Annotated in this window: 18 protein-coding genes; 4 read left to right on the plus strand and 14 right to left on the minus strand. The window is 61.3% G+C overall.

Annotated features, from left to right (window positions below):
• Positions 1 to 43: 43 nt before the first annotated feature.
• From ggt to G6K99_RS14615, 7 genes are all read right to left on the minus strand, one after another.
• Complete coding sequence (gene ggt / locus G6K99_RS14585) at positions 44 to 1,732, minus strand: gamma-glutamyltransferase (RefSeq protein WP_174196960.1); 1,689 nt, start codon at positions 1,730 to 1,732, stop codon at positions 44 to 46.
• A 75-nt stretch (positions 1,733 to 1,807) separates the two neighbouring features.
• The gene (locus tag G6K99_RS14590) at positions 1,808 to 2,476 is read right to left on the minus strand and encodes an RraA family protein (protein WP_174196961.1); all 669 of its coding nucleotides are present in this window, start codon (positions 2,474 to 2,476) and stop codon (positions 1,808 to 1,810) included.
• Positions 2,477 to 2,502: 26 nt separating this feature from the next.
• A complete protein-coding gene (locus tag G6K99_RS14595; RefSeq protein ID WP_158481359.1) occupies positions 2,503 to 3,294 on the minus strand; it encodes an ABC transporter permease in 792 nt (263 codons plus the stop codon).
• Positions 3,295 to 3,296: 2 nt separating this feature from the next.
• Positions 3,297 to 4,166, minus strand: a complete 870-nt coding sequence (locus G6K99_RS14600; RefSeq protein ID WP_174196962.1) for an ABC transporter permease — start codon at positions 4,164 to 4,166, stop codon at positions 3,297 to 3,299.
• On the minus strand, positions 4,163 to 5,257 hold the full coding sequence (locus G6K99_RS14605) for an ABC transporter ATP-binding protein (RefSeq protein ID WP_174196963.1): 1,095 nt from the start codon (positions 5,255 to 5,257) through the stop codon (positions 4,163 to 4,165). The genes G6K99_RS14600 and G6K99_RS14605 overlap by 4 nt, the downstream gene beginning before the upstream one ends.
• Before the next feature lie 17 nt (positions 5,258 to 5,274).
• Positions 5,275 to 6,324 carry an ABC transporter substrate-binding protein gene (locus tag G6K99_RS14610; protein WP_174196964.1) on the minus strand — a complete coding sequence of 350 codons (1,050 nt, stop codon included), beginning with the start codon at positions 6,322 to 6,324 and terminating at the stop codon, positions 5,275 to 5,277.
• A gap of 362 nt (positions 6,325 to 6,686) precedes the next feature.
• A complete protein-coding gene (locus G6K99_RS14615; RefSeq protein ID WP_174196965.1) occupies positions 6,687 to 7,619 on the minus strand; it encodes a glyoxylate/hydroxypyruvate reductase A in 933 nt (310 codons plus the stop codon).
• A gap of 141 nt (positions 7,620 to 7,760) precedes the next feature.
• On the opposite strand from G6K99_RS14615, the gene G6K99_RS14620 reads away from it, so the two are divergent.
• Positions 7,761 to 8,678, plus strand: coding sequence for a LysR family transcriptional regulator (locus tag G6K99_RS14620; protein WP_062463145.1), 918 nt, complete (start codon positions 7,761 to 7,763; stop codon positions 8,676 to 8,678).
• Between the two features lie 91 nt (positions 8,679 to 8,769).
• On the opposite strand, the gene G6K99_RS14625 is transcribed toward G6K99_RS14620, so the two are convergent.
• From G6K99_RS14625 to G6K99_RS14645, 5 genes are read right to left on the minus strand one after another with little or no spacing between them, the layout of a single operon-like run.
• Positions 8,770 to 9,582: a creatininase family protein gene (locus G6K99_RS14625; protein ID WP_174196966.1), complete on the minus strand. Its 813-nt coding sequence runs from the start codon at positions 9,580 to 9,582 to the stop codon at positions 8,770 to 8,772.
• 10 nt (positions 9,583 to 9,592) lie between these two features.
• A complete protein-coding gene (locus tag G6K99_RS14630; RefSeq protein ID WP_113110418.1) occupies positions 9,593 to 10,561 on the minus strand; it encodes an ABC transporter ATP-binding protein in 969 nt (322 codons plus the stop codon).
• Positions 10,558 to 12,480, minus strand: a complete 1,923-nt coding sequence (locus G6K99_RS14635; protein WP_174196967.1) for a dipeptide/oligopeptide/nickel ABC transporter permease/ATP-binding protein — start codon at positions 12,478 to 12,480, stop codon at positions 10,558 to 10,560. The genes G6K99_RS14630 and G6K99_RS14635 overlap by 4 nt, the downstream gene beginning before the upstream one ends.
• Entirely contained in the window at positions 12,477 to 13,430 is a 954-nt protein-coding gene (locus G6K99_RS14640) for an ABC transporter permease (protein ID WP_174196968.1), read from the minus strand. Before G6K99_RS14640 ends, G6K99_RS14635 begins: the two co-directional genes overlap by 4 nt.
• 10 nt (positions 13,431 to 13,440) lie before the next feature.
• The gene (locus tag G6K99_RS14645; RefSeq protein WP_113110474.1) at positions 13,441 to 14,982 is read right to left on the minus strand and encodes an ABC transporter substrate-binding protein; all 1,542 of its coding nucleotides are present in this window, start codon (positions 14,980 to 14,982) and stop codon (positions 13,441 to 13,443) included.
• A 422-nt stretch (positions 14,983 to 15,404) separates the two neighbouring features.
• Here G6K99_RS14645 and G6K99_RS14650 point away from each other — a divergent pair, with 422 nt between their 5' ends.
• Positions 15,405 to 16,970, plus strand: coding sequence for a PLP-dependent aminotransferase family protein (locus G6K99_RS14650; RefSeq protein ID WP_174196970.1), 1,566 nt, complete (start codon positions 15,405 to 15,407; stop codon positions 16,968 to 16,970).
• A gap of 105 nt (positions 16,971 to 17,075) precedes the next feature.
• On the plus strand, positions 17,076 to 18,458 hold the full coding sequence (locus tag G6K99_RS14655) for an aspartate aminotransferase family protein (protein WP_174196971.1): 1,383 nt from the start codon (positions 17,076 to 17,078) through the stop codon (positions 18,456 to 18,458).
• A 69-nt stretch (positions 18,459 to 18,527) separates the two neighbouring features.
• Here G6K99_RS14655 and G6K99_RS14660 read toward each other — a convergent pair whose 3' ends face one another.
• A complete protein-coding gene (locus tag G6K99_RS14660; protein ID WP_062463164.1) occupies positions 18,528 to 19,289 on the minus strand; it encodes an SDR family NAD(P)-dependent oxidoreductase in 762 nt (253 codons plus the stop codon).
• Between the two features lie 27 nt (positions 19,290 to 19,316).
• Entirely contained in the window at positions 19,317 to 20,060 is a 744-nt protein-coding gene (locus tag G6K99_RS14665) for a TSUP family transporter (protein ID WP_174196972.1), read from the minus strand.
• A gap of 217 nt (positions 20,061 to 20,277) precedes the next feature.
• Between G6K99_RS14665 and tauA the strand changes: the two genes are divergently transcribed.
• A complete protein-coding gene (tauA, locus tag G6K99_RS14670) occupies positions 20,278 to 21,285 on the plus strand; it encodes a taurine ABC transporter substrate-binding protein (RefSeq protein ID WP_174196973.1) in 1,008 nt (335 codons plus the stop codon).
• Positions 21,286 to 21,312: the final 27 nt, after the last annotated feature.

Here is a 21,312-nt window from a genome sequence, read left to right on the forward strand (position 1 = left end):
CGCTCAGGGTCAATGGATTTTCTGTCGTGCGGTTTAACCCGCATCAATTCTGGGCAGGCTTTGCCGGCGCCTTGTCCGGCCAGAACCGCACGCCTGGACGGGCCAGTCCGCCGCCGAGGGCTGCCACGGTTCCATCGGCGCGCCAGCAGGCCGCACCGGTCATCGTATCGCCAAAGGCAATGGCGTTCATGCCACCGCCGATATGCGGCATGACACGAACCTCGTGACCGAGTTCCTCAAGCTTTTCCTTCTGCGGTGCATAGGCCTGCTCGATTTCCACTTCCTGGCCTTGCGTCCAGATCCGTGGCGCTTCGACCGCTTCCTGCAGGCTCATCCCGTGGTCAATCAGGTTGACGATCGCCTGCATGGCGGAGGGGAATATCCTGAGGCCACCGGGCAGGCCGAGTGCGAACACCGGTGCGCCATCCTGCATCAGGATCATTGGCGCCATCGAGGTCGGTACGCGCTTGCCGGGCACGACGGAGAGGGCGTTGCCCGGATGCGGATCGAAATTGCTCATGTAGTTGTTGGGGATGATGCCGGTACCCGGCACCGCCAGGCGTGCGCCGAACAGTCCGTTGATTGTGTGGGTAGCGCTGACGACATTGCCGTCGCGATCGGCAATGGTGATATGCGTGGTGTCTTGGCTCTCATAGCCCGGTGCATACGCGGCCGGCAGGCTGGCCGCCTGGCGGATCTGGGACCGGCACTCGGCGGCATAGGCCTTCGAGGTCAGCCGCTCGACCGGCACGTCGACAAATGCCGGGTCGCCGGAATGCGCGCGTCGATCCGCAAAGGCAATGCGGATCACCTCGACGAGAAGATGGAGGGAGGCAACGCTGCCGAAACCCATGCCGGCAACGTCATAGGCTTCCAGCATGTTCAGCATCTGGGTAATATGTACGCCGGACGAGGCCGGCGGTGGCGGTCCGGCAATCTCGAAGCCACGATAGCTGCCGATGATCGGCTGGCGCTCGATCGATCGATAGGCGCGCAGGTCGGCTTCGGTAACCCAGCCGGCATCATCGCCGCCCGTCTGCATTCTTGCGGCCAGTGCTGCGCCGAGCGCGCCACCATGCAGGGCGGCGGCGCCTTCTCGCTGGATCAGCCGCAGGCTTTCGGCGTAATCGCCCATCAGGAGGCGGTCACCCGGAGCGGGTGCCGCGCCGCCGGGCATGAGGATCCTGGCGATCTCCGCGTCCTGCGAAAGCTCGCTGGCGGCCTCGCCAATCGCACCGGAAAGGTAGTGGGTAACGGCAAAACCGCGTGAAGCCAGCCTGATCGCCGGTTCTACGACGTCGGCAAACGGCAGCTTGCCGTAGCGCGCCTGCATGTCGCACCAGCCCGCCAGGTTGCCGGGAACGGCAACGGAGGAGGCGCCGATGATGTTGCGGCGCCCCTTGGCATCCATGTAGCGGGCCGGCTCATCCGAGACCGGCTCGTAGATTTCGGGATGCATGGTCGCGGCCGCCGAAGACAGCGCATCGATCACCACATGCGGGCCGCCGGCCATGCGGATATGCGAAAGGCCGCCGCCGGCAATGCCGACCATCATCGGTTCCACCACGGTCAGCGCCAGAAGCGACGCGACCGTGGCATCGACCGCATTGCCACCTGCCGCCAACATCTCGAAACCCGCCGCCGAGCCGAGGGGATGGTTTGTCACCACCATTCCGCCAGCACCACTGGCCGGGGATTTCTCGCAGGTGAATGGCAGACGGGGAGCGGTCATGTCGGTTCTCAATTCGGTAGGTATGGCCGGCGCAGGAGACTAGCCGGTGAAGGTACTCCGGCTAGAAAGCATGGTTCAGATCAGATTGGCCAGAACTTTGGCCGAGGCACCCGACAGATCGCCGAGCTTGACGCCGGTTTCGCGAACACTGGCCTCGCGCGCCTTGCCGCGAATCTGGATGTCGATGGCTTTCTGTGCCTCCGAGGCCACTTCCTCCGGTGGCAGCACGATGACGCCGCTCTCATCGGCCAAAACGGCATCGCCCGGCATGACGACGGTGTTGCCCACCGATACCGGAACATTGATCGCTCCGCCGAGATCGTAGATTCGCGTGGTAATCGGCGAAATGCCGCGGCACCACATCGGAAAATCCGACTGGATGATTTCTTCAAGGTCCGTGCAGGGTCCGTCGACCACCGCGCCGACGGCGCCCGCGGCCTTGGCGCCGACCGTCACGCCGCCGCCCCAGCAGGCGTAACGATCATCATGCAGCCGGTCGACGATGACGAAATCGCCCGGCCGGATGAGGCTGAGGATATGGTGCAGCAGCGTGGAGTCCGGCCCGGGGATGGCGATGGTGACAGCGGTGCCGACAACGCGGCGGCCCGGGATCAGCGGCTGGATCTGCCGGTGCAGGAAGCCGAAATGCCGCCAGTGGCCGAGCGTCGCAGTTTCGACCTGCGCCAGCAGGTCCAGGTCCTGCTTGGCGATCTGTGCCGGCATCGGGTTGATTTTGTAAGCCATTTCAAATCCAATCTGGGGTGTGGAAGTTAGCGGCCAAAGGCCTTGGCGAAACCGACGCTGCGTTCGACGACGAGGACGATGGCAAGCGAAAGGGCGATCATCAAAACCGCCAGCACGGCCACCATCGGATCGGTGCGCTCGTCCACATAACGGTAGAGCGCGACCGGCAGCGTCTGCAGCCGCGGCCCGACGATGAACAGCGACAGCACGATCTCGTCGAAAGACAGGATGAGCGCGATGGCGCTGGAGGCGATCACACCGGGCGTCAGCCGCGGCAGGGTGATCTGCATGAAGACCTGCAATGGCCGGGCGCCGAGCGTCATCGCCGCCTCGTCGACATCGGTGCCGAGATTGCTCAGCGACGTCTGCAGGATGCGGATGCTGAAGGGCAGCGTCATCACCAGATGCGCCAGCACCAGGCCGGGATAGGTTGCCACCAGTCCGGCCGGTGTGAACACCATCAGGATGCCGAGGCCGAGCATCATCGCCGGCAAAACCAGCGGCGCAATAACCAGGCTGCGGATCAGGGCGCGGCCGGGAAAGTCCAGTCGCACCAGCGCATAGGCGGCCGGTAGCCCAAGAGCTAGGCTGAGCGCCGCAACGATCACTGCGATGATGGCGCTGTTGCGGAAGCCCTGCATGAAGCTGGTATTGCCGAGCACCGTTCCATACCATTTCAGGCTCCAGCCCGAGGGCGGGAAGGACAGGTAGCTGTCGGCGCTGAAGGAGATGACGAGGATGATCGCCATCGGCATGAAGACGATGCAGAAGACCAGCGTGACATAGGCGCGAGAGATGAAGGAGAGGAATTTCGTCATGCCTATGTCCTCCGGGTCAGCAGTCGCAGCACGAGGCCGGTCAACCCCATGGCGAGGACGAAAAATGCCAGCATGAGGAAGGACAGCGCCGCCGCCGTCGGCCAGTCGAGCGAAACGAGAGCAAGGTCATAAACCTCGGTTGCCAGCAGAAACACACGGCCTCCGCCCAGCAGGGACGGTGTGATGAAAGACGAGACGCACAGCACGAAGCCGATCGTCAGCCCGGCAAGGATGGCCGGCAAGCTGAGTGGCAGCGTGACGTGCCAGAAGACCTTCTGGGGTGGTGCGCCGAGCGACATGGCGGCATCGTCGAGCCGTCTGTCGAGTTTGCCGAGCCCGGCCGCGATGGTGAGAAACATGTAGGGCATGATGCTTTCCGACAGGCCGATGATCACACCTGAATAATTGTTGACCATCCGCAGCGGCTCGCTGATCAGTCCCATCACCCGCAGCAGGTGATTGACGGGGCCGGCATCTCCCAAGGTCACCAGCCAGCCGAACGATCGCACCACAGCCGAGATCAGCAGCGGCGAGGCAGCCAGCACGGTCAGCGGCGTGCGCCAACGCGACGTCATCCGCGACAGCGACAAGGCCATCGGATAGGCCAGGAGCAATGCGACCACGGAGCAGGTGATCGACAGCTGCAGTGTCCGGCCGAGCAGATCCAGATAGTAGCTGTCCTGGAGGATGCCGATATAGGTCTGCAGGCTGATGGCTTTGGTAATGGCGCCGTAGTCGGAAATGTTCAGCGACATGCGGAACAGCCAAAGGATCGGGCCGATAAAGGAGATCGTCAGCACGAGTAGCACCGGTGCAAGAAGCAGCCAGGGTGTCATTCTCGTGCTGGTCCCGGGAACGGTGAAGCGGTTCATGCGGCAAAGATCCGCATGTCGGTGGTGCGCCAGGTGAGTGCGACGTCTGCACCCGGTTGCGCAAGTTGCGCTTCCTCGCTGCCAGGCCGAAGTTCGGCCACCAGCTTCTGGCCGCCTGCGAGCTCAAGCTCGACCTCGATCACGCTGCCGACGAACACGCTGCGGTTGACGCGTGCCGTCAGGCCATCGCCATCGGGCCTGGAAAGCTGAATGGCGTGTGGCCGGACCATGGCGGCCATTTTGGCGCCATCACCAGCATCTGCAGGCAATTCCTGAAGGTCCGGCGCGGGCAGCGCCTGTCCTTCGTGTTCGAGGCGCGGCCCACCCGTGCCGAGACGCAAGGTTGCCGGCACGCTGTTGGCGCGGCCGATGAACCCGGCGACGAAGGGCGTTGCAGGCTTGTCGTAGATCTCGACCGGCGTTCCGATCTGTTCCAGCTTGCCGCCGTTCATCACCGCGATCCGGTCGCACATGGTCAGTGCTTCCTGCTGGTCGTGGGTGACGAACAATGTGGTGATGCCGGTGCGGGACTGGATGTCTCGGATCTCGAAGCGCATCTCGTCGCGCAGGCGGGCGTCGAGGTTCGACAGCGGTTCGTCGAGCAGCAGGATTTCCGGCTCGATGACGATGGCGCGGGCAATGGCGACGCGCTGTTGCTGGCCGCCCGACAACTCGGCCGGGCGGCGATTGCCAAACCCTTCAAGCCGTACCGCACGCAGCGCCTCGGCAACTCGGGCTGCACTTTCCTCCTTGCCGACCTTGCGCAGCCGCAGCCCAAAGGCAACGTTCTGCGCCACCGTCATGTGCGGAAACAGCGCATAGGACTGGAAGACCAGGCCGAGATTGCGCTCCCACGGGGGGCGAGACACGATGTCCTCGCCGCCCATGATGATCTGTCCGGACGTCGGTGCCAGAAGCCCGGCAAACATCCGCAGCGTGGTGGACTTGCCGCAGCCGGACGGACCCAAAAGCCCGATGAATTCGCCCTTGGCGATATCGAAGGACAAGGTGTCGACGGCCGGGCGTTCGCCGCCATAGTCGAAGGTCAGCTTGTCGATGCGGATATGGGCGGGCGTTGAGGCGAGGGACATGGATCCGTCCTGCTGTTTCACTTGCCGGCCGAGATGATCTGGCGCTTCCAGAGCTGGTTCCATTCATCCGATTTCGTGGCGGCCCAGGCCCAGTCGAGCGGCAGTGTCTTGTCGAGCTGGCCGGCAACCGTACGGGCTCTGGCCTCGGGGCTGATCTTTGCCTTGGTATTCACCGGCGCGTAGAACATCGCTTCCGTAAAGGCTGCCTGTGCTTCCGGCGATAGCGCATAATCGATGAAGGCCTTTGCCGCGACCGGGTTCTTGGCGCCCTTTACAAGATTGATGGTGTTGATCTGCAGGATAGTGCCTTCCTTCGGCAGCATCACGCCCAGCTTGCCCTTGGATTCGTCGGCATAATACTGGCTGCGGGCATTCCAGCCGGTCCCCAGCACATCGGTTCCGTTGATGACCAGGGTGTAGGCGTCGGGCTTGGGATCGAAGGTCTGCACGCCGGGCGCCATCTCGGCAAGCTTGGCGACGGACTGTTTGACTGACTTGGTATAGTCTTCACCCAGCATGGCAGACGTCATCACCATCAGGCCGGAGCCGAGGATGGAGGGCATCGAGGTGACGGCCATCTTTCCGGCATAGGCCTTGTCCCAGAGAACCTCGAGCGAGGTCGGCGCCGTTGGGAAGGCTTCCTTGTTGTAGATGACCACCAGATTGTCGAAGGTGACGGCCGGGCCATAACCTTCCTTGACGATGGCCTGCGGCAGCAGGTCGGCAAGGTTGGGGACGTCGGTCTTGGTCAAGGGTGCCAGCAGGCCTTCCTTGTCGCCGATCAGCGACGTGGAAACGTCGAAGATCACCACGTCGGTCTGCGGGTCACCGGCCTGCGAACGCAGGTTTCCCAGCATTGCTGAGGAGGCGCCGGCAGGAAAATAGTTGACCTTCACATCGGGGTATTTCGCCAAAAAGGGCTTGATTACCGCTTCGTTGTATTTGTCCTGAAAGATCCCCGAATAGGCGGTGAGGGTGATCTCCCCCGAGACATCGGCTGAGTGGGCCGGAGCTGTGGTGCTGATCAGCGCGGCGAAGACGACGGAGGCAAGAAGGCGGGTGATCATCGGCACATTCTCCTGTCGGGTGAAGCGGCCCGGTTTGTCGAGGCGGCTGCCAGCATGGCAGGCAGCACGGTGAAATGTGAATCTGCTGGAGCCTTCTCCGCGACGGTTGGTCCTATCCCGGCAAAGCTGGAGTGCTTATCGAACGATCCACTGCCCCTGATGCAACGATCTGCGGCCACCGTTGTCCAATCGAAATTTCTTGTGTCTTGCATCAGAAAAATTTTGGATGAAAAACAGGCAGTTATTTAATCCGATTGCCGCACTAAGAGACTGGATTGTGATGATTATTTGAACAAAAAAGCCCTCCGGTCACGCAGTGGAAACCGAAGGGCTGAGAGTTGTCCCCAAGAAAAATCTATGGGCTAGTAGCCGCGTTTTGCGTCCGCGAGATCGGCGACTGTCCCGGTTTCCTGGAAGGTCCGGATGTTCTTTGCGACAATTTTGCTACCTGTCGGAGCGTCGATCAGCGAGGCGACATGCGGCGTGACGGTGATCTTCGGATTGGTCCAGAACGGATGCGTTTTGGGAAGCGGCTCGACATGGAAGACATCGAGTGTCGCACTGCTGATCTGGCCCGAATTCAGGGCGTCGACAAGGTCGCTGTCGACCAGGTGCGGACCCCGTGCCGCGTTGACGATGCTCGCGCCACGCTTCAAGCGATTGAACGTGTCGACATTGAGAATGCCGCGTGTACTTTCGGTCAGGGGCAGCAGGCAGACAAGGATTTCCGTGCCTTCCAGAAACGCCCCAAATCCTTCGCTGCCGGAAAAGCACTGGATGCCGGGCAGATCCTTCGGGGATCGTGACCAGCCGCGCACTTCGAAGCCGATCTGTTTTAAAAGGTCTGCCGCGGCAGCACCAAGATTGCCCAGTCCCATCACGCCGACGCGGCGCTGGGGGGCGGGCGGCACGACGATCTGCTCCCAGAGCTGGCGGGCCTGGTTGGCCTGGATGGCCGGCAGTTCGCGGTGATGGCGCAGGACGTGAAGGGCGACATACTCCTTCATCCGCTGCGTCAGATCGGTGCCGACCGTGCGGATGATCGGCACGTGTATCGGCAATTGCTCGTCTGCCAGGACGTGGTCGATGCCGGCCCCCAGCGAAACGATCGCCTTCAGGTTTCGGAACGGTTTCATGGCGCCGGTCGCCGGTCGCCAGAGCACCGAATAGGTGACGGCATCGGGATCAGGCACTTGGTCTATCGGGTAGACATTCCAGTCCGGCATCAGATCGCGCAGCATCTGGCACCACCATTCCGTCTTGTCTGCGGCTGGTAGCGAAACGACAATGTTCATGGAGCATCCTCATTGGCTCATGCGTCATGGTATGCCTCCCATTCACTGCAGGAGGGACGTGCGGGTCAAAGCAAAAATTCCTGTCGCTCTCATAGAATTTTTTTATGGAGTTTTCCCGTCGGTTTCCGCTAGGTTCTAGTCATGAATTTCAAACAGCTGGAAGCCTTCTACTGGCTCACGCGTCTCAAGAGCTATCAACGCGTTGCCGATCATATCGGTTTGACGCAACCGGCTGTTTCAGCTCGCATCTCAGGGCTGGAAGATAGTCTGGGCATTCCTCTTATTGATCGTGCCCAATCCGATTTCACTCTGACTGAGCAAGGGCATGAGGTCGCCGAATATGCCGAGACCTTTCTCAATCTCAGTGAGACGTTGACAAGCCGTCTGAAGTCAAAGCAAAAACGACGTTATACGATCGGCGTTGTTTCCATGGTCACCCAGACGTGGGCAGTTACCCTGCGCCACAAGATTGCTGCCCTTCCGGATCCCCCTCTGGTCGATTTCTATTCGGGCGCCAATCTCGATCTCCGACCGATGGTCAAGTCCGGCGCGCTCGACATGGCGTTCGTTACCGGAGAGGCCGGGTTGCCGCAAATCGAGGATAGCTTCTCGGTCCAGTATCATGTCGGTTGGGTGGCTCGGCCGGACGTGGTCGGCGAGATCAAGCGCCCGCTGACACCGGATGAATTGCGTGAGTTGCCTCTGGTCCTCTACCCGCATACATCGCCGCTGTTCGGCCCTGTCGCCGACCTGATAGAAGAGACGAAACGACGCCCCAATTCTCGCCACACCGGCAATTCGCTCGCCACCATCTGTGAGATGGTCAGGGCCGGCTACGGCGCCTCGGCAATGCCGTTGGTGTCGCTAGAGCCGGAAATTGCCACCGGAATGCTGGTCGAAATCCCGACCACCGTTCAGCTTGCCCCTCTCGATATCCGCTGCGTCCATCAGAACAGAGCGCGCAAGGCGCAGACGGAGCAGATATTCCAGCTGGCCCGACAGGCTGCCGAGGAATGGGTCGCGGCCCATCCGCGTTATGTCAGCTTTCGCAAGACCTGAGTTTCCATAAGGTCGCACTACAAACCTGATCATGTCACGGATTTTTTCTGGAATGCGGCACCACCGGTGCCGCATTCCAGACTGCAAGTCATCAGGCGGCATAGCGCTTGGAAACGTGATCGCGTATGAAGCCGGACCCGATTTTGACCAAGCGCTCGGTCAGCGCCGCGCCGGTTTCGGCTGAACAAAATACCGGATCGCCGCCCCATACGCCATGCGGCGCTGTTTCCATGGCCTCGATAGGTGCCTGCAGGCGGGCGCCAGCGTATTTCAGCGCGGCAAAGCCCGCCACATCCACACCCATTGCCTTCTGGTCCTTCGGTGGCGACTTTGCCAGGTCCATGCGCAGGATATCGGGGTAATAATGTAAGCCGATCGATGTCAGGGGATCGCCGCCATGGCCTGAAGACTTTGCAGCTGCTTCCGGGCCGAGGATCTCTTTCAGTATTTCATAGCTAATCTGCCACAGATACATCGAAGCCACGAACATGCCGTTGGTCTGGCGCCATTTCAGGGAGACGTCGTTGATCGCTCCGACATTGCCGCCATGACCGTTGATGACCAACAGCTTGGTCAATCCGTGACGGGCCAGACTGGCAAACATGTCGTCCAGCAAGGCAACAAGCGTTGATTGGCTGACCGCTATGCCCCCATGTGAGGAGCCGAAATAATCGGCGCCGCCGAACGGGATGACAGGGGCGATGAAGGTTGGGATGCCTTCGGCACGTGCGGCGCGGGCTATGTCGAGTGCGACGGCTTCGGCGGCGAGATAGTCGCCCATCGGCGCATGGGTTCCCTGGTCTTCCAGCGATCCCATTGGCAGGAGGATGACGGCATCGTCGTTGAGAAACTGGCGGGCTTCTTCGCTGGTCAGTTCAGCGATCTTGATCTTTTCAGTCAGCATGGTGATTTCCTTACAGTATGTCGGTTCTGAGACAGGCCGACTGGTGTTGATCGCCAACCGTTTGCAACGGCGGGACGGTCTCGGCACAGGCGGGCTGGGCATAGGGACAGCGGCTGCGGAAGATGCAGCCGGAGGGCAGGGCGAGCGGCGAGGGAATCTCGCCGGTCAGTCGGATGCGGCGGTTCTCGCGGTGCAGGCTTGGTTCGGCCGAAACAAGGGCCGCCGTGTACGGATGTTTGGGTGAAAAATGGACCTGATCGGCAGGACCGACCTCCATGACGCGGCCGAGATAAAGCACCATTACCCGGTCGGAAATGTAGCGCACCACGGAAAGATCGTGGCTGATGAACAGCAGCGATACACCGGTCTTGGCACGCAGGTCGGCCAGAAGGTTCAGCACTTGCGCCTGGATGGACACGTCCAGCGCCGACACGGCTTCGTCGCAGACAATGAAACTCGGCTCGACGGCAAGCGCGCGGGCAATGCCGATGCGCTGACGCTGCCCGCCAGAAAATTCGTGCGGGCGGCGATCGAGGAAGCTCGGATCCAGGCCGACCAACGTGACGAGTTCGATCAGGCGGGGCACGCGGGCAGCACCCTTGTGCAAGCCGTGTGCGTCGAGCGCCTCCGACAGCACCGCCCGGATGGTCTTGCGAGGGTCGAGGCTGGCATAAGGGTCCTGGAAGATGATCTGCATCTTCTTGCGCAAGCTGCGCATCCGGACAGGCGAAATGCTGTTCAGGTCCTGGCCGTCGAAACGCATCACGTCGCTTTGCGACTCGATCAGCCGCAGGATCGCGCGGCCGATCGTGCTTTTCCCGGAGCCGCTTTCGCCGACGAGGCCGAGCACTTCGCCCGGTGCGACGCTGAAGCTGACGTCATGCAGCACTTTCAGCGATCGCTTGGAAAAAAGACCACTGCGTCCGATCGAATAGCTCTTCTTGAGATTGCGGACGTCGAGAAGGGGTGCGGCTGTCATGCGGCCTCCGTCTGGTGGTTCATCACGCCCGCCGGTGCTTCCGGCGCCCGCAGGCAGCGCACGGCGCGTTCGCCGTCTGCGCTCGGATAGAGGGCCGGCCGGATGTCGGCGCAGGCCGGCAACGCGATTGGACAGCGGTCACGGAACGTGCAGCCCGAGGGGCGGGCAGACGGTAGCGGTGGCGTGCCTGAGATTGCTGGAAGCCGGTCACCGCGGGCCGAGTTCAGCTCTTCATGCGAAGACGGCATGCTTTCTATCAGGGCACGCGTATAGGGGTGGTGCGGATCGCGCAGGATCTGGGCGGCGGGACCTTCCTCCACGATCAGGCCCGAATACATCACCGCCACGCGGTCGGCGATATCTGCAACGACACCGAGATTGTGGCTGATGAACAGCAGGCTGAGCCCGTTCCCCTGATCCTGCCGCAGGGTTTGCAGCAGTTCGATGATCTCCGCCTGGATCGTCACGTCGAGCGCGGTGGTCGGCTCGTCTGCGATCAGCAGGCGCGGTTCGCAGCTCAGCGCCATTCCGATCATGACTCGCTGGCGCATGCCACCCGACATCTGGTCGGGGTAGCTGTCGATCCGCCGCTCGGCGTCATTCATGCCCACGCGCTTCAGGAGCGCGATTGCATGGGCCCGCGCGTCGGACTTCGACATCGGCCGATGCGCGGTGATGGCCTCGATCATCTGGTCGCTGATCTTGTGGATCGGATTGAGCGAGGTCATCGGCTCTTGGAATATCATGGCGATGTCGTTGCCGCGGATGTCCTCGAGCGTGCGGGCATCGAGAAAGCCGAGGTCAACAACCTCATCAGACTTGCGTCGCAGCTGCAGCGTGCCGCCTACCTGCCGGATAACGCCAGGCAGGAGGCCCATCAGCGCCAGGGACGAGAGCGATTTTCCCGATCCACTTTCGCCGACAAGTGCCGTGCACTGGTTGGCGCGGAGAGTAAGTGAAACGTCCTCGATAACGGCAGGCGTTCCGAAATGCGCAGTCTCGAGCCGTAGGTTGTTGATGACGGCAACCACGTTCGGGTCTTTGATGGTCGGCGCATTTGCCCGCGACTTGGGCTTGGAAACCTCATCCATGCTGCTGCCGGAAGCGCCTTTCGGGTCCAGTGTGTCGCGCAGGCGATCGCAGAAGAAGTTGATGGCATAGATTGTCAGCACCAGGGCGGCGCAGGGGATCATGATGCCGAGCGGATCCTGGTTCATGAATTGACGCGCACCGCGGATCATCTGACCCCAGGACGGGGCCGGCGGCACCACGCCGAGGCCGAGGAAGGACAGGCCGCTTTCGATCGTAATCGCGGCGGCTGCCGTCAGCGAATACTGAACCGACAGGGGGCCGGCGATGTTCGGCAGAACGGTTCCAAGCACGATGCGGTACGAAGGCGTGCCAAGCGCGCGGGACGCTTCGACAAAATCAAGGGAGGTAACCCGCAGTGCCTCGGAAAAGGTAATGCGCGCAAAGGTCGGAAAATACAGGACCGAGAGCACGGCAACCAGCGTGACGCTGCCCGGTCCGAACAGGGTGACGACGAGCAGCGCCAGAAGGATGGGCGGGAAACAGAGCACGATGTCGGATAGCCGGCTCGTCACAAATTCCGAGGGTCCACGGAAATAGGCGCCGACCAGACCGAAAAACGTACCGATGATGCAGGCAATGGTGGTCGCCACAAAAGCGACGGTCAGCGATACCTGGCCGCCGTACAGCACGCGGGCCAGCCGATCGCGGCCGAATTCGTCCCGACCCAGCCAATGCTCCAGGTCAGGGGCGGCGAGCCGATAGCGAACAGCGATCTTGACGGGATCGTCGGCAGTGATCAGCGGAGCGGCAAAGGGAATCATGATCAAGGCTGCCAGAAACAGGCTGGGCAGGATCATGCGCTTGGGAAAGGTTCGGACTGACATCATTGCAGGCGGATCCTCGGATCAAGCAGCGAGGACAGGATATCGATCACGAGATTGATACCGATGAAGATGGCGGCGACGGTCAGGATGACGGCGCGGACCGTCGGGTAATCGCGTTGTTCGACTGCCGAAACCAGCAGGCCGCTGAGGCCGGGCCAGTTGTAGATGAACTCGACGAGGACGGTAGAGCCGAGAAGGATGCCGAGCTGCAGGCCGACGACGGTGATGATCGGTCCAAGCGCATTGTAGAGGATGTGTCGGCGAACCACCCGTTTGCGGCGAAGTCCCTTGGCCACGGCGGTGCGCACCCAGTCGTGACTGCGCATTTCCAGCACGCTCGCCCGGGTCATGCGAAACACGATCGTCGCCAGGTGCAGGCCGACGGTCAATGCGGGCAGAACCAGCATCTGAAGATGCTGCATCGGATTGGTCGCGAAGGCGACATAACCGCCAGCCGGCAGCCAGCCCAGAACCTGTGCGAAGAAAAAGATGAACAGCGTGCCAAGCACGAAGCCCGGAATCGAGGTCAGAAGCGCATTGATGGCGGAGGCGGCAATGTCGAATTTTCCGCCTGCCCGCAATCCGGCCGCCGTGCCCGCGGGAATGGCCAGCAACAGCGCGAAAATCGTGCCGGCGATGATGATTTCGAGCGTGCGCGGAAGGCGCAGGGCGATGACCGAGGAAATCGATCCGTTGTCGACAATCGACGTCCCGAAATCCAGCCGCGCAGTATTGTAAAGGAAGGTCACGTATTGCGTGAGGACCGGCTTGTCGAGGCCCATATTGACCCGCAGATTGGCGATGGCTTCTGCGGAAGCGGAACCGCCGCCGGTCGACAGCAGCAGTTCGGCCGGGTCACCCGGTACGATGATGAGAAGCGAAAAGATGATCGTGCCGATGACCAGCAGCATGGCAGCAGCTGCTGCCATGCGACGAGAAATGAAGGCCAGCATGCAGCGCTCCTTATGCGAATTTCGTCTCGTCGAGCGCGTAACCCGATGAACCGCTGAGGAAGCCCGGCAACTGCTCGAACCCTTCGACCGACTGCTTCATGGCATAGGCCTGGATGCGCCAGTTCAGTGGAACCTGCGGCACCTCCTCGTAATAGGCGACGACCAGTTGCTGGTAGATCGCCTTGCGCTTGTCCGGATCGACCTCGTTGCGGCCCTGTTCCAGCAGCCCGTCTATGCGCGCACTCTTGAAACCGAAGGATTGCAGGTAAGACGGATTGCCGGAATAGAGCAGCGACCAGAGTGCATCGGGATCGTTGTAATTGCCCGACGTCCCGTGCACTGCGATGTCATACTTGCCCTCCTTACCGGCCGTGACGCGGGTGCCCCAGTCGGGCAGATCGAGCGTCGCATTGATGCCGATGGCGCCGAGATAGGCCTGGACGACGGAGGCGGTGTCCTGGTGCATGCCGTAGGTGGCCGTTGCCAGTAGCCGGCATTCGAAGCCGTTTGCATATCCCGCCTCGGCAAGCAGCGCCTTGGCTTTCTCGACATCGTATTTCCATTCATGGGCCGGATCGGCGAGATCAAATTTGGAGCCGCGTGGGTTCGGGAAACCAAACAGCGGTTCGCCTCGTCCGGCAAAGGCAGCATCGACCACATCCTGGCGTTCGATTGCGTAGCCGACCGCCTGACGCACCTTGGGATTGGCGAACGGGCCGCTGGTAACGTTGAACAGCAGGAACATGAAGGGTCCCAGCGTGGCCTTCATCTTCAGCGTCTTGGATGCCTCGACCGTGTCGAACTGCGTCCAGGGAAGATATTCGATCAGGTCGACGTCACCGGCTTCGAGTGCTGCATAACGCAGGTTTTCGTCGGCATAGGCGACGAAGCGGATGCCCTCGACCCGCGGCTGGTCGGCCATGTAGAAGTCTTTGAAGCGCGTAACCTCGATATAGACGTTCTTTTCGCTGCCCTTCAACGTGAAGGGGCCGGCGCCGATCGTCTCGCTGTCGGTGCTCTTCTTCGAAATCACCGGGCAGCAATAGCTGGCCAGCAGGTCAAGAAAGATGGCGCTTGGCGCTTTCAGGGTGATCTTGACCGTTTTGTCGTCGACCGCCTCGACAGCAGAAATGATCTTGAGATCGCTTTTCAGAAAGGCTGTGGAGCCATTCTTGGTGATCTCGTTCAGCGAGAACGCAACGTCCGCCGAAGTTACCGGGCTGCCGTCGTGGAAGACAGCGTTCGGGCGCAGCTTGAAAACGACGGTGGTCGGGTCCGTCCATGTAAAGCTGTCGGCCAGTTCTGTCACCAGCTTGCCGCTGGCGTCGTAACCCATCAATCCGCGGTACAGCATCAGCTTGACGGTGTTGGCAGCGCCCCCGGTATTATCGAAGGGCTTGATGGTCGGCGGGAAGGTCGAGAGGCCGAACTTCAACACGGAGGGCGGTGTCTGGGCAAGCGTGCCGTGGGGCAAGGTCATCGCGACAATGCCAGCGCCGAGGCTGATCAGTACACCGCGTCTGGTGGGGGACAGGCAATCGGAAGGTGTCACAGATACCTCGGGTTTGTTGGAGGGAAAATGCGGCTTCGGTTGTTCCATCAGTCCAGCGTCGAAGCCGTCTGGTGTCCAATCGAAAAAATTTTGGTGGAATATAGATTTCTTTGCCGGCCACCATCAGACGGGTTTGCCTGATAATTTACCAATTGATTTTAATGCACAAATCGTAATCAGATCGCGCGCCCTAGCAAACAAGAATGCGAACATTATTTTCCCCGATCCCTATTCTAATGGGCCAATCGGTGCAGTTACTTCTCCGGTGCGGCTACCGATACGGAAGGTCTCAAGGCGGCGCGTTGGTCAAAACACCCGCGCTTAGGCCGTTCCCATTCTCCGGTTTGGCGGAGGAGGGGGATATTGCAATCAGCCGTAACCGACAGGGTGAGAACTGGCCCGTTCTTTGCTTCGCACATGCCATGAAGACTTTGAAAAACCAGCGCCAGCAATCGGTCACGGATGTCACATGGCGGCGCCTGTTCAGTGCGTTGAACAAGGACGGGCAGGCTCTCAACCTGCAAATCCGCCGCATGATCGTTAATGCCATCGAGACCGGTGTGCTCAGTCGCAATACGAGATTACCATCGACCCGACAGCTTGCGGCCCTTCTGGGCATTGCCCGCAACACGGTGACGACGGCCTATCAGTTGCTGGCCGACGAAGGTTTCCTGATCTCGAAGGAGCGCAGCGGCATTTTCGTGGCGGCCGTCGGAGCGGCACCGGTGGTCAACCAGCCGCCGTCGGCTTCGTTCGACCAGTGGCAGGCAAGGTTTGCCATCCAGCCCTCCGCACAGCGGCAGATCTGCAAGCCGAGGGACTGGTTGGACTATCCCTATCCCTTCCTGTTCGGGCAATACGACCCGGCACTCTTTCCGACCAACAACTGGCGCGAAGCCGTGCGCGCTGCGTCCAGTGTCAGGGAGATCCAGGGCTGGGCGGGAGACATGATCGATGATGACGACCCGGATCTGGTCGAACAATTGCGCAGCCAGGTCCTTCCGCGTCGCGGCATCTTTGCCGGTGCTGGCGAAATCATCGTGACGATCGGCTCGCAGCAGGCCCTGTCGATGCTCGTGCAGCTGCTGGTCAGCCGCCGCACTGCGGCCGGCATCGAGGATCCGGGTTACCCGGATGTGCGCAACATGGTGAGCCTCGCGACATCGAACATCGTCTGCCTTAACCTCGACCGCCAGGGCGTCATTCCGGATGCGAATTTTGCGCGCAGCAACGTCGCCTTCCTGACCGTCAGCCACCAATGCCCGACCACGTCGGTGATGCCGCTCGAGCGCCGCAAAATGTTGCTTCAGGCGGCGCGTGTCGATGATGTCCTGATTGTGGAAGACGATTACGAGGCCGATCTTTCGATTGAAAGCGATGGTGACATCCCCTCGCTCAAGAGCCTGGATAGCGATGGTCGGGTCATCTATGTCGGCAGCTTTTCCAAAGTGCTCGCGCCGGGATTGCGGGTGGGCTACATCGTTGCGCCGCGCCCGGTTATTGACGAGCTGCGCGTGCTGCGCCGCCTGATGCTCCGCCACCCGCCCACCAACAACCAGCGTGCGCTCGCAAACTTCATCGCGCTCGGCCACTACCGCCAGCACCTCAAACGCACCGGAACCGTGATGCTGGAAAGGGCGCGGATCATCTCCGAATGCCTTCCGCATCTGTTGCCATCCTGCACAGTGACGCGAGGCGAGGGAGCAACGAGCTTCTGGATCGAGGGACCGAAGGATTTTGACGCCCGCCGCATGATGGAGGCAGCCCGTCAGGCGGGCATCCTGGTCGAAGCGGGCGACATTTTCTTCAGCGATCCGGCGCACGGCCGCCGCCTCTTCCGGCTCGGCTTCGGTTCGATTGCGGCAAACCGCATCGAGGCGGGTCTGTCGCGCCTGGCGCCATTCGTCGAGCCGTCCCGATCAACCGTCGCGCCATCCGTGCCACGTCGAGCGGTCGCCTCCCTCCATTCGACATTGAGCGCTCCCTGACGCCGTGGGTCCAGAACGGACATTCGATGGTACCAGAGCGGGTTGGGCCATCACTAGGCTGCGGGGCCGTGCTATGCGGACATTCCACGTTCAAGGAGATGCCCCATGAATTCGGCGATATTGCCCAACGATATCCAGGCCGTGATCGAAGCCGACCGCGCCCATGTCTGGCACCATTTGACCCAGCACAAAACCTTCGAGACGGCCGATCCGCGCATTTTCGTCGAAGGACGCGGTTTGCGGGTCTGGGATGCGACCGGACGTGAATATCTGGATGCGCTTTCCGGCGGCGTGTGGACAGTCAATGTTGGCTTTGGCCGGGAAAGCATTGCCGACGCGGTCCGCGATCAGCTGGTCAAGCTCAACTATTTCGCGAATTCTGCAGGCTCCGTCGCTGGCGCGCTCTTTGCGCAAAAGCTAATCGAAAAGATGCCGGGCATGAGCCGCGTCTATTATTCGAATTCAGGATCGGAGGCCAATGAGAAGGTCTTCAAGATGGTGCGGCAGATTTCGCATCGTCATCATGGCGGCCAGAAATACAAGATCCTCTACCGCGAACGCGATTACCACGGCACCACGCTCGGCACGCTGGCGGCTGGCGGCCAGCCGGAACGGCGCGAACAGTACGGACCGCTGCCTGAGGGTTTCGTCGAGGTGCCGCATTGCCTCGAATACCGCAGCCAGTATGGCGACATCGACAACTACGGCGAGCGTGCCGCCGACGCCATCGAAGAGGTCATCCTGCGGGAGGGGCCGCAGACGATCGGCGCACTCTGCCTCGAACCCGTCACCGCCGGCGGCGGCGTCATCGTTCCACCCGACGGCTATTGGCCCCGGGTCCAGGAAATCTGCCGGAAATACGACATTCTCCTCCATATCGACGAGGTTGTCTGCGGGATCGGCCGCACCGGGAAATGGTTCGGTTACCAGCATTTCGGCATCGAACCGGATTTCGTAACCATGGCAAAAGGCGTCGCCTCCGGTTATGCGGCGATCTCCTGTACCGTCACCCATGAAAAGGTTTTCAACCTCTTCAAGGACAACCCATCGGACCCGATGTCCTATTTCCGCGACATCTCGACGTTTGGCGGCTGTGTTGCCGGCCCGGTTGCTGCGCTGGAAAACATGCGCATCATCGAAGAGGAAGAGCTGTTGGAAAACACCACCCGCATGGGTGAACGCATGCGCGCCAACCTGCGGGAGCTGCAAGAACGCCACGCGGTAATCGGCGATGTCCGGGGTCTGGGTCTTTTTTGCGGTGCGGAACTGGTCAGCGACCGGCAGTCGAAGACACCCGTCGAGGAAAAACAGGTTCAGGCAGTCATCGGTGCCTGCTTGAGCGATGGCGTCATTATCGGCGCGACCAATAGGTCGCTGCCAGGCTTGAACAACACGCTGTGCTTCAGCCCGGCCTTGATCGCGACGGCCGCTGATATCGACGCGATCACATCCACTGTCGATCGGGCGCTGACAAAGGTGTTCGGCTGACAGCTGCGCACGGCTTCCGTTCCAGACAAGGGCTCGCCATGATTGGCCGGGCCCTTGTTCATTGGCTGATCAGGTCGTCTGTTCGCGATGAACCTGGAACGGCGCCCAGGACTGGCTGACCGGCATGATCTCGAGGCTGTTGATGTTGACATGCGCCGGCAGGCTGGAGACCCAGTAGATGGTTTCGGCGATGTCCTCCGGCTGAAGCGGATTGGCGCCCTGATACAGTCGGTCGTAGGACGCCTGATCGCCGCCGGTGCGCACCAGGGTAAACTCACTTTCCGACAGCCCCGGCTCGATCGACGTCACGCGTACGCCCTTGCTCGAAAGGTCGCTACGCAGGCCCAGCGAGAACTGGCGCACGAAAGCCTTGCTGGCACCATAGACGTTGCCGCCGGGATAGGGCCAGTTGGCCGCGATCGACGCCAGGTTGACCACAAGCCCGCGGCGCGTAACCAGCGTTTCCAGCAGAAGCCGGGTGATGGTGACGAGACCGGTGATATTGGTGTCGATCATCGTTTTCCATTCGGCAAGATCGCATGTGTCGGCCATTCCGGTGCCAAGCGCCAGACCGGCATTGTTGATCAGGGCATCGATCGCCTGGAAGTCCAAGGGCAGCGACGCGAGTGCAGCTCGCGTGGCTGCCTCATCCCGGATGTCAAAACAGATACCGATGGCGCGTGTCTCTCCTCCCAGTTCAAGGACCAGCTGATCGAGACGATCCTTTCGCCGGCCGGTGACGATGACGTTCCAGCCTTCGGCCACGAAACGCCGGGCGATGGCCTCGCCGAAGCCCGCGGTGGCGCCGGTAATGAGGGCGGTTTTCGACATGATAGGTTCCTTTCGGGGGATCAGAAATCAGACGGCGAGGAATGCGCCGATGGCTTGGACAAGGCCGATGGTGGCGATCAGAACCAGGCCGCCGGACGATAGTCTATGCCAAAGCTCCGGTGACATTCGCCGTGACAGGAAAAAGCCGACACCAAAACCGGCGAGCGTCAGCGGGAAATAGAAGGCAAGCAGTTGCATGAGCTGCAGATCGATCGTGCCGAGGAAAAAACGGCTGACGGGGCTGGCGAGATCGACGACACCGAAAAAGACCGCCAATGTGCTGCGAACATATGGCCGCTGCGTTCCGCCGGCCAGTAGCCATGCGGCCGCCAGCGGCCCGCCGACGGCAAAGGCTGATAATAGCAGCCCGACGGTAAAGCCCAACAGCATGCCAAAGGATCGGCCGGCCAGCCAACTGGGTGGATTGCGGATCATGGCCACGCAGGCCGTAAGCGCGACGATGATCGCGACCATCATCCGGGCCATGTCTCCGTCGAGCCGTGCTGCCAGCAATCCGCCGCAGATGGCGCCGCAGAGACCTGAGAGAAGAAGAATACGGCCCGCAACCCAGTCAATCGCGCCATGCTTGCGATTGAGCAATGTGAAGCCTGTCAGAAGCAAATCGTTGAACAGAATGAACGGCACGCTGACGGCCGGCAGCATCATCGCCCCCGAGATCCCAAGTGAGGCGACCATCGCGTAACCGAAGCCGGTCACGCCGCGAAATCCGCCCGCGCCGATCGTCACGATTGCAATTGCCAGCGCCTCCATTCCCCCTCCCAAGCCAGAGCGGCTGCCGAGCCACTTCTGCGGACCGGTCTAGGCAAACGGGGCAATGCCAGTGAGGGCCAGACGGCATAAACGATGGGGCCAGTGGACATGCACAGGGCCAGATGACTGGCGAATTGCCGCAACTGGCTCTTTCGGCATGGCAATTGCTTCACGCTTAATGCGGGTAGTTTCCGGTCCTCTTTTAGGAGTGAAGTTCATGAAGCGCCTGAGCAAAGCATTCGCATCCGTGGCCATGGCCTGCAGCATGGTGTTCGGCGCATCCGTCACCGCCGCGGCGGCGGACAAAAGCCTGACATTCGCCTATCAGGACATGATGACACCCATCCGCGTGCTGATGGAATCCGGCAAGCTCGAGGCCGAAACCGGCTACAAGATCAAATGGGTGAAGTTCGGTGGGGGTGGCGACGTCATCCGCGCCATGTCGTCCGGCGACGTCGATATGGGCGAAGCTGGTTCCTCGCCGGTTGCGGCGGCAGCTTCCCAGGGCCTTCCGATCAAGCTGTTCTGGATCCTCGACGACATCGCAAATGCCGAGCAGCTGGTGGCCCGCAACGGCAGCAACATTAAGACGATCGCCGACCTCAAGGGCAAGACGGTTGCCGTGCCGTTCGTCTCGACCTCGCATTACCAACTGATGTATGCGCTCTCAGAAGCCGGCCTTTCGTCCAAGGACGTCAAGCTGCTCAACATGCGGCCGCCGGAAATCGCCGCCGCGTGGGAACGCGGTGATATCGATGCGACATTTATCTGGGCACCGGTTCTCGATGTCGCCAGAAAAAGCGGCACCGTCATCGCCAGTGCGGGCGATTTCGCCGCCAAGGGCAAGGCGACCTTTGACGGGATCGTCGTCACCGACGAGTTCGCCGACGCCAATGCCGAGTTCATGACGACATTCGTCAAGCTCCTAGCCGCCTCCGACGCGGACTACGCCAAGAACAAGGCCGCCTGGACGCCGGACTCCACTGAGGTTCGCGCTGTCGTCAAATGGACCGGCGCGAACGCCGCCGACGTTCCGGCCGGCATGGCCGCCTACAAATTCCCGCCACTCGAGGAACAGGCGTCGGCGGCCTGGCTGGGCGGCGGTGCCGCCAAGGCTCTGCAATCGACCTCCGAGTTCCTCAAGGAACAGGGCCGTGTCACCGATCTCGCTCCCGACTATGCGGCCTTCGTGACCGACAAATATGTGAAGTCAGCCGCCAAGTAAGCGACGTTTCTTAAAGGCCGGGCCGAG

It is taken from the genome of Neorhizobium sp. AL 9.2.2, from assembly GCF_013317225.1.
Classification (GTDB): Bacteria; Pseudomonadota; Alphaproteobacteria; order Rhizobiales; family Rhizobiaceae; genus Neorhizobium; species Neorhizobium soli.

Bases quoted from the DNA above. Each gene is read 5' to 3' on its own strand.
- G6K99_RS14660 (WP_062463164.1), bottom strand. From the start codon at position 19,289: ATGTCGAAAACCGCCCTCATTACCGGCGCCACCGCGGGCTTCGGCGAG.
- G6K99_RS14605 (WP_174196963.1), bottom strand. From the start codon at position 5,257: ATGTCCCTCGCCTCAACGCCCGCCCATATCCGCATCGACAAGCTGACC.
- G6K99_RS14650 (WP_174196970.1), top strand. From the start codon at position 15,405: ATGAAGACTTTGAAAAACCAGCGCCAGCAATCGGTCACGGATGTCACA.
- tauA (WP_174196973.1), top strand. From the start codon at position 20,278: ATGAAGCGCCTGAGCAAAGCATTCGCATCCGTGGCCATGGCCTGCAGC.
- G6K99_RS14620 (WP_062463145.1), top strand. From the start codon at position 7,761: ATGAATTTCAAACAGCTGGAAGCCTTCTACTGGCTCACGCGTCTCAAG.
- G6K99_RS14595 (WP_158481359.1), bottom strand. From the start codon at position 3,294: ATGACGAAATTCCTCTCCTTCATCTCTCGCGCCTATGTCACGCTGGTC.
- G6K99_RS14635 (WP_174196967.1), bottom strand. From the start codon at position 12,480: ATGATGTCAGTCCGAACCTTTCCCAAGCGCATGATCCTGCCCAGCCTG.
- G6K99_RS14590 (WP_174196961.1), bottom strand. From the start codon at position 2,476: ATGGCTTACAAAATCAACCCGATGCCGGCACAGATCGCCAAGCAGGAC.
- G6K99_RS14625 (WP_174196966.1), bottom strand. From the start codon at position 9,582: ATGCTGACTGAAAAGATCAAGATCGCTGAACTGACCAGCGAAGAAGCC.
- G6K99_RS14610 (WP_174196964.1), bottom strand. From the start codon at position 6,324: ATGATCACCCGCCTTCTTGCCTCCGTCGTCTTCGCCGCGCTGATCAGC.
- G6K99_RS14630 (WP_113110418.1), bottom strand. From the start codon at position 10,561: ATGACAGCCGCACCCCTTCTCGACGTCCGCAATCTCAAGAAGAGCTAT.
- G6K99_RS14615 (WP_174196965.1), bottom strand. From the start codon at position 7,619: ATGAACATTGTCGTTTCGCTACCAGCCGCAGACAAGACGGAATGGTGG.
- G6K99_RS14665 (WP_174196972.1), bottom strand. From the start codon at position 20,060: ATGGAGGCGCTGGCAATTGCAATCGTGACGATCGGCGCGGGCGGATTT.
- G6K99_RS14655 (WP_174196971.1), top strand. From the start codon at position 17,076: ATGAATTCGGCGATATTGCCCAACGATATCCAGGCCGTGATCGAAGCC.
- ggt (WP_174196960.1), bottom strand. From the start codon at position 1,732: ATGACCGCTCCCCGTCTGCCATTCACCTGCGAGAAATCCCCGGCCAGT.
- G6K99_RS14600 (WP_174196962.1), bottom strand. From the start codon at position 4,166: ATGAACCGCTTCACCGTTCCCGGGACCAGCACGAGAATGACACCCTGG.
- G6K99_RS14640 (WP_174196968.1), bottom strand. From the start codon at position 13,430: ATGCTGGCCTTCATTTCTCGTCGCATGGCAGCAGCTGCTGCCATGCTG.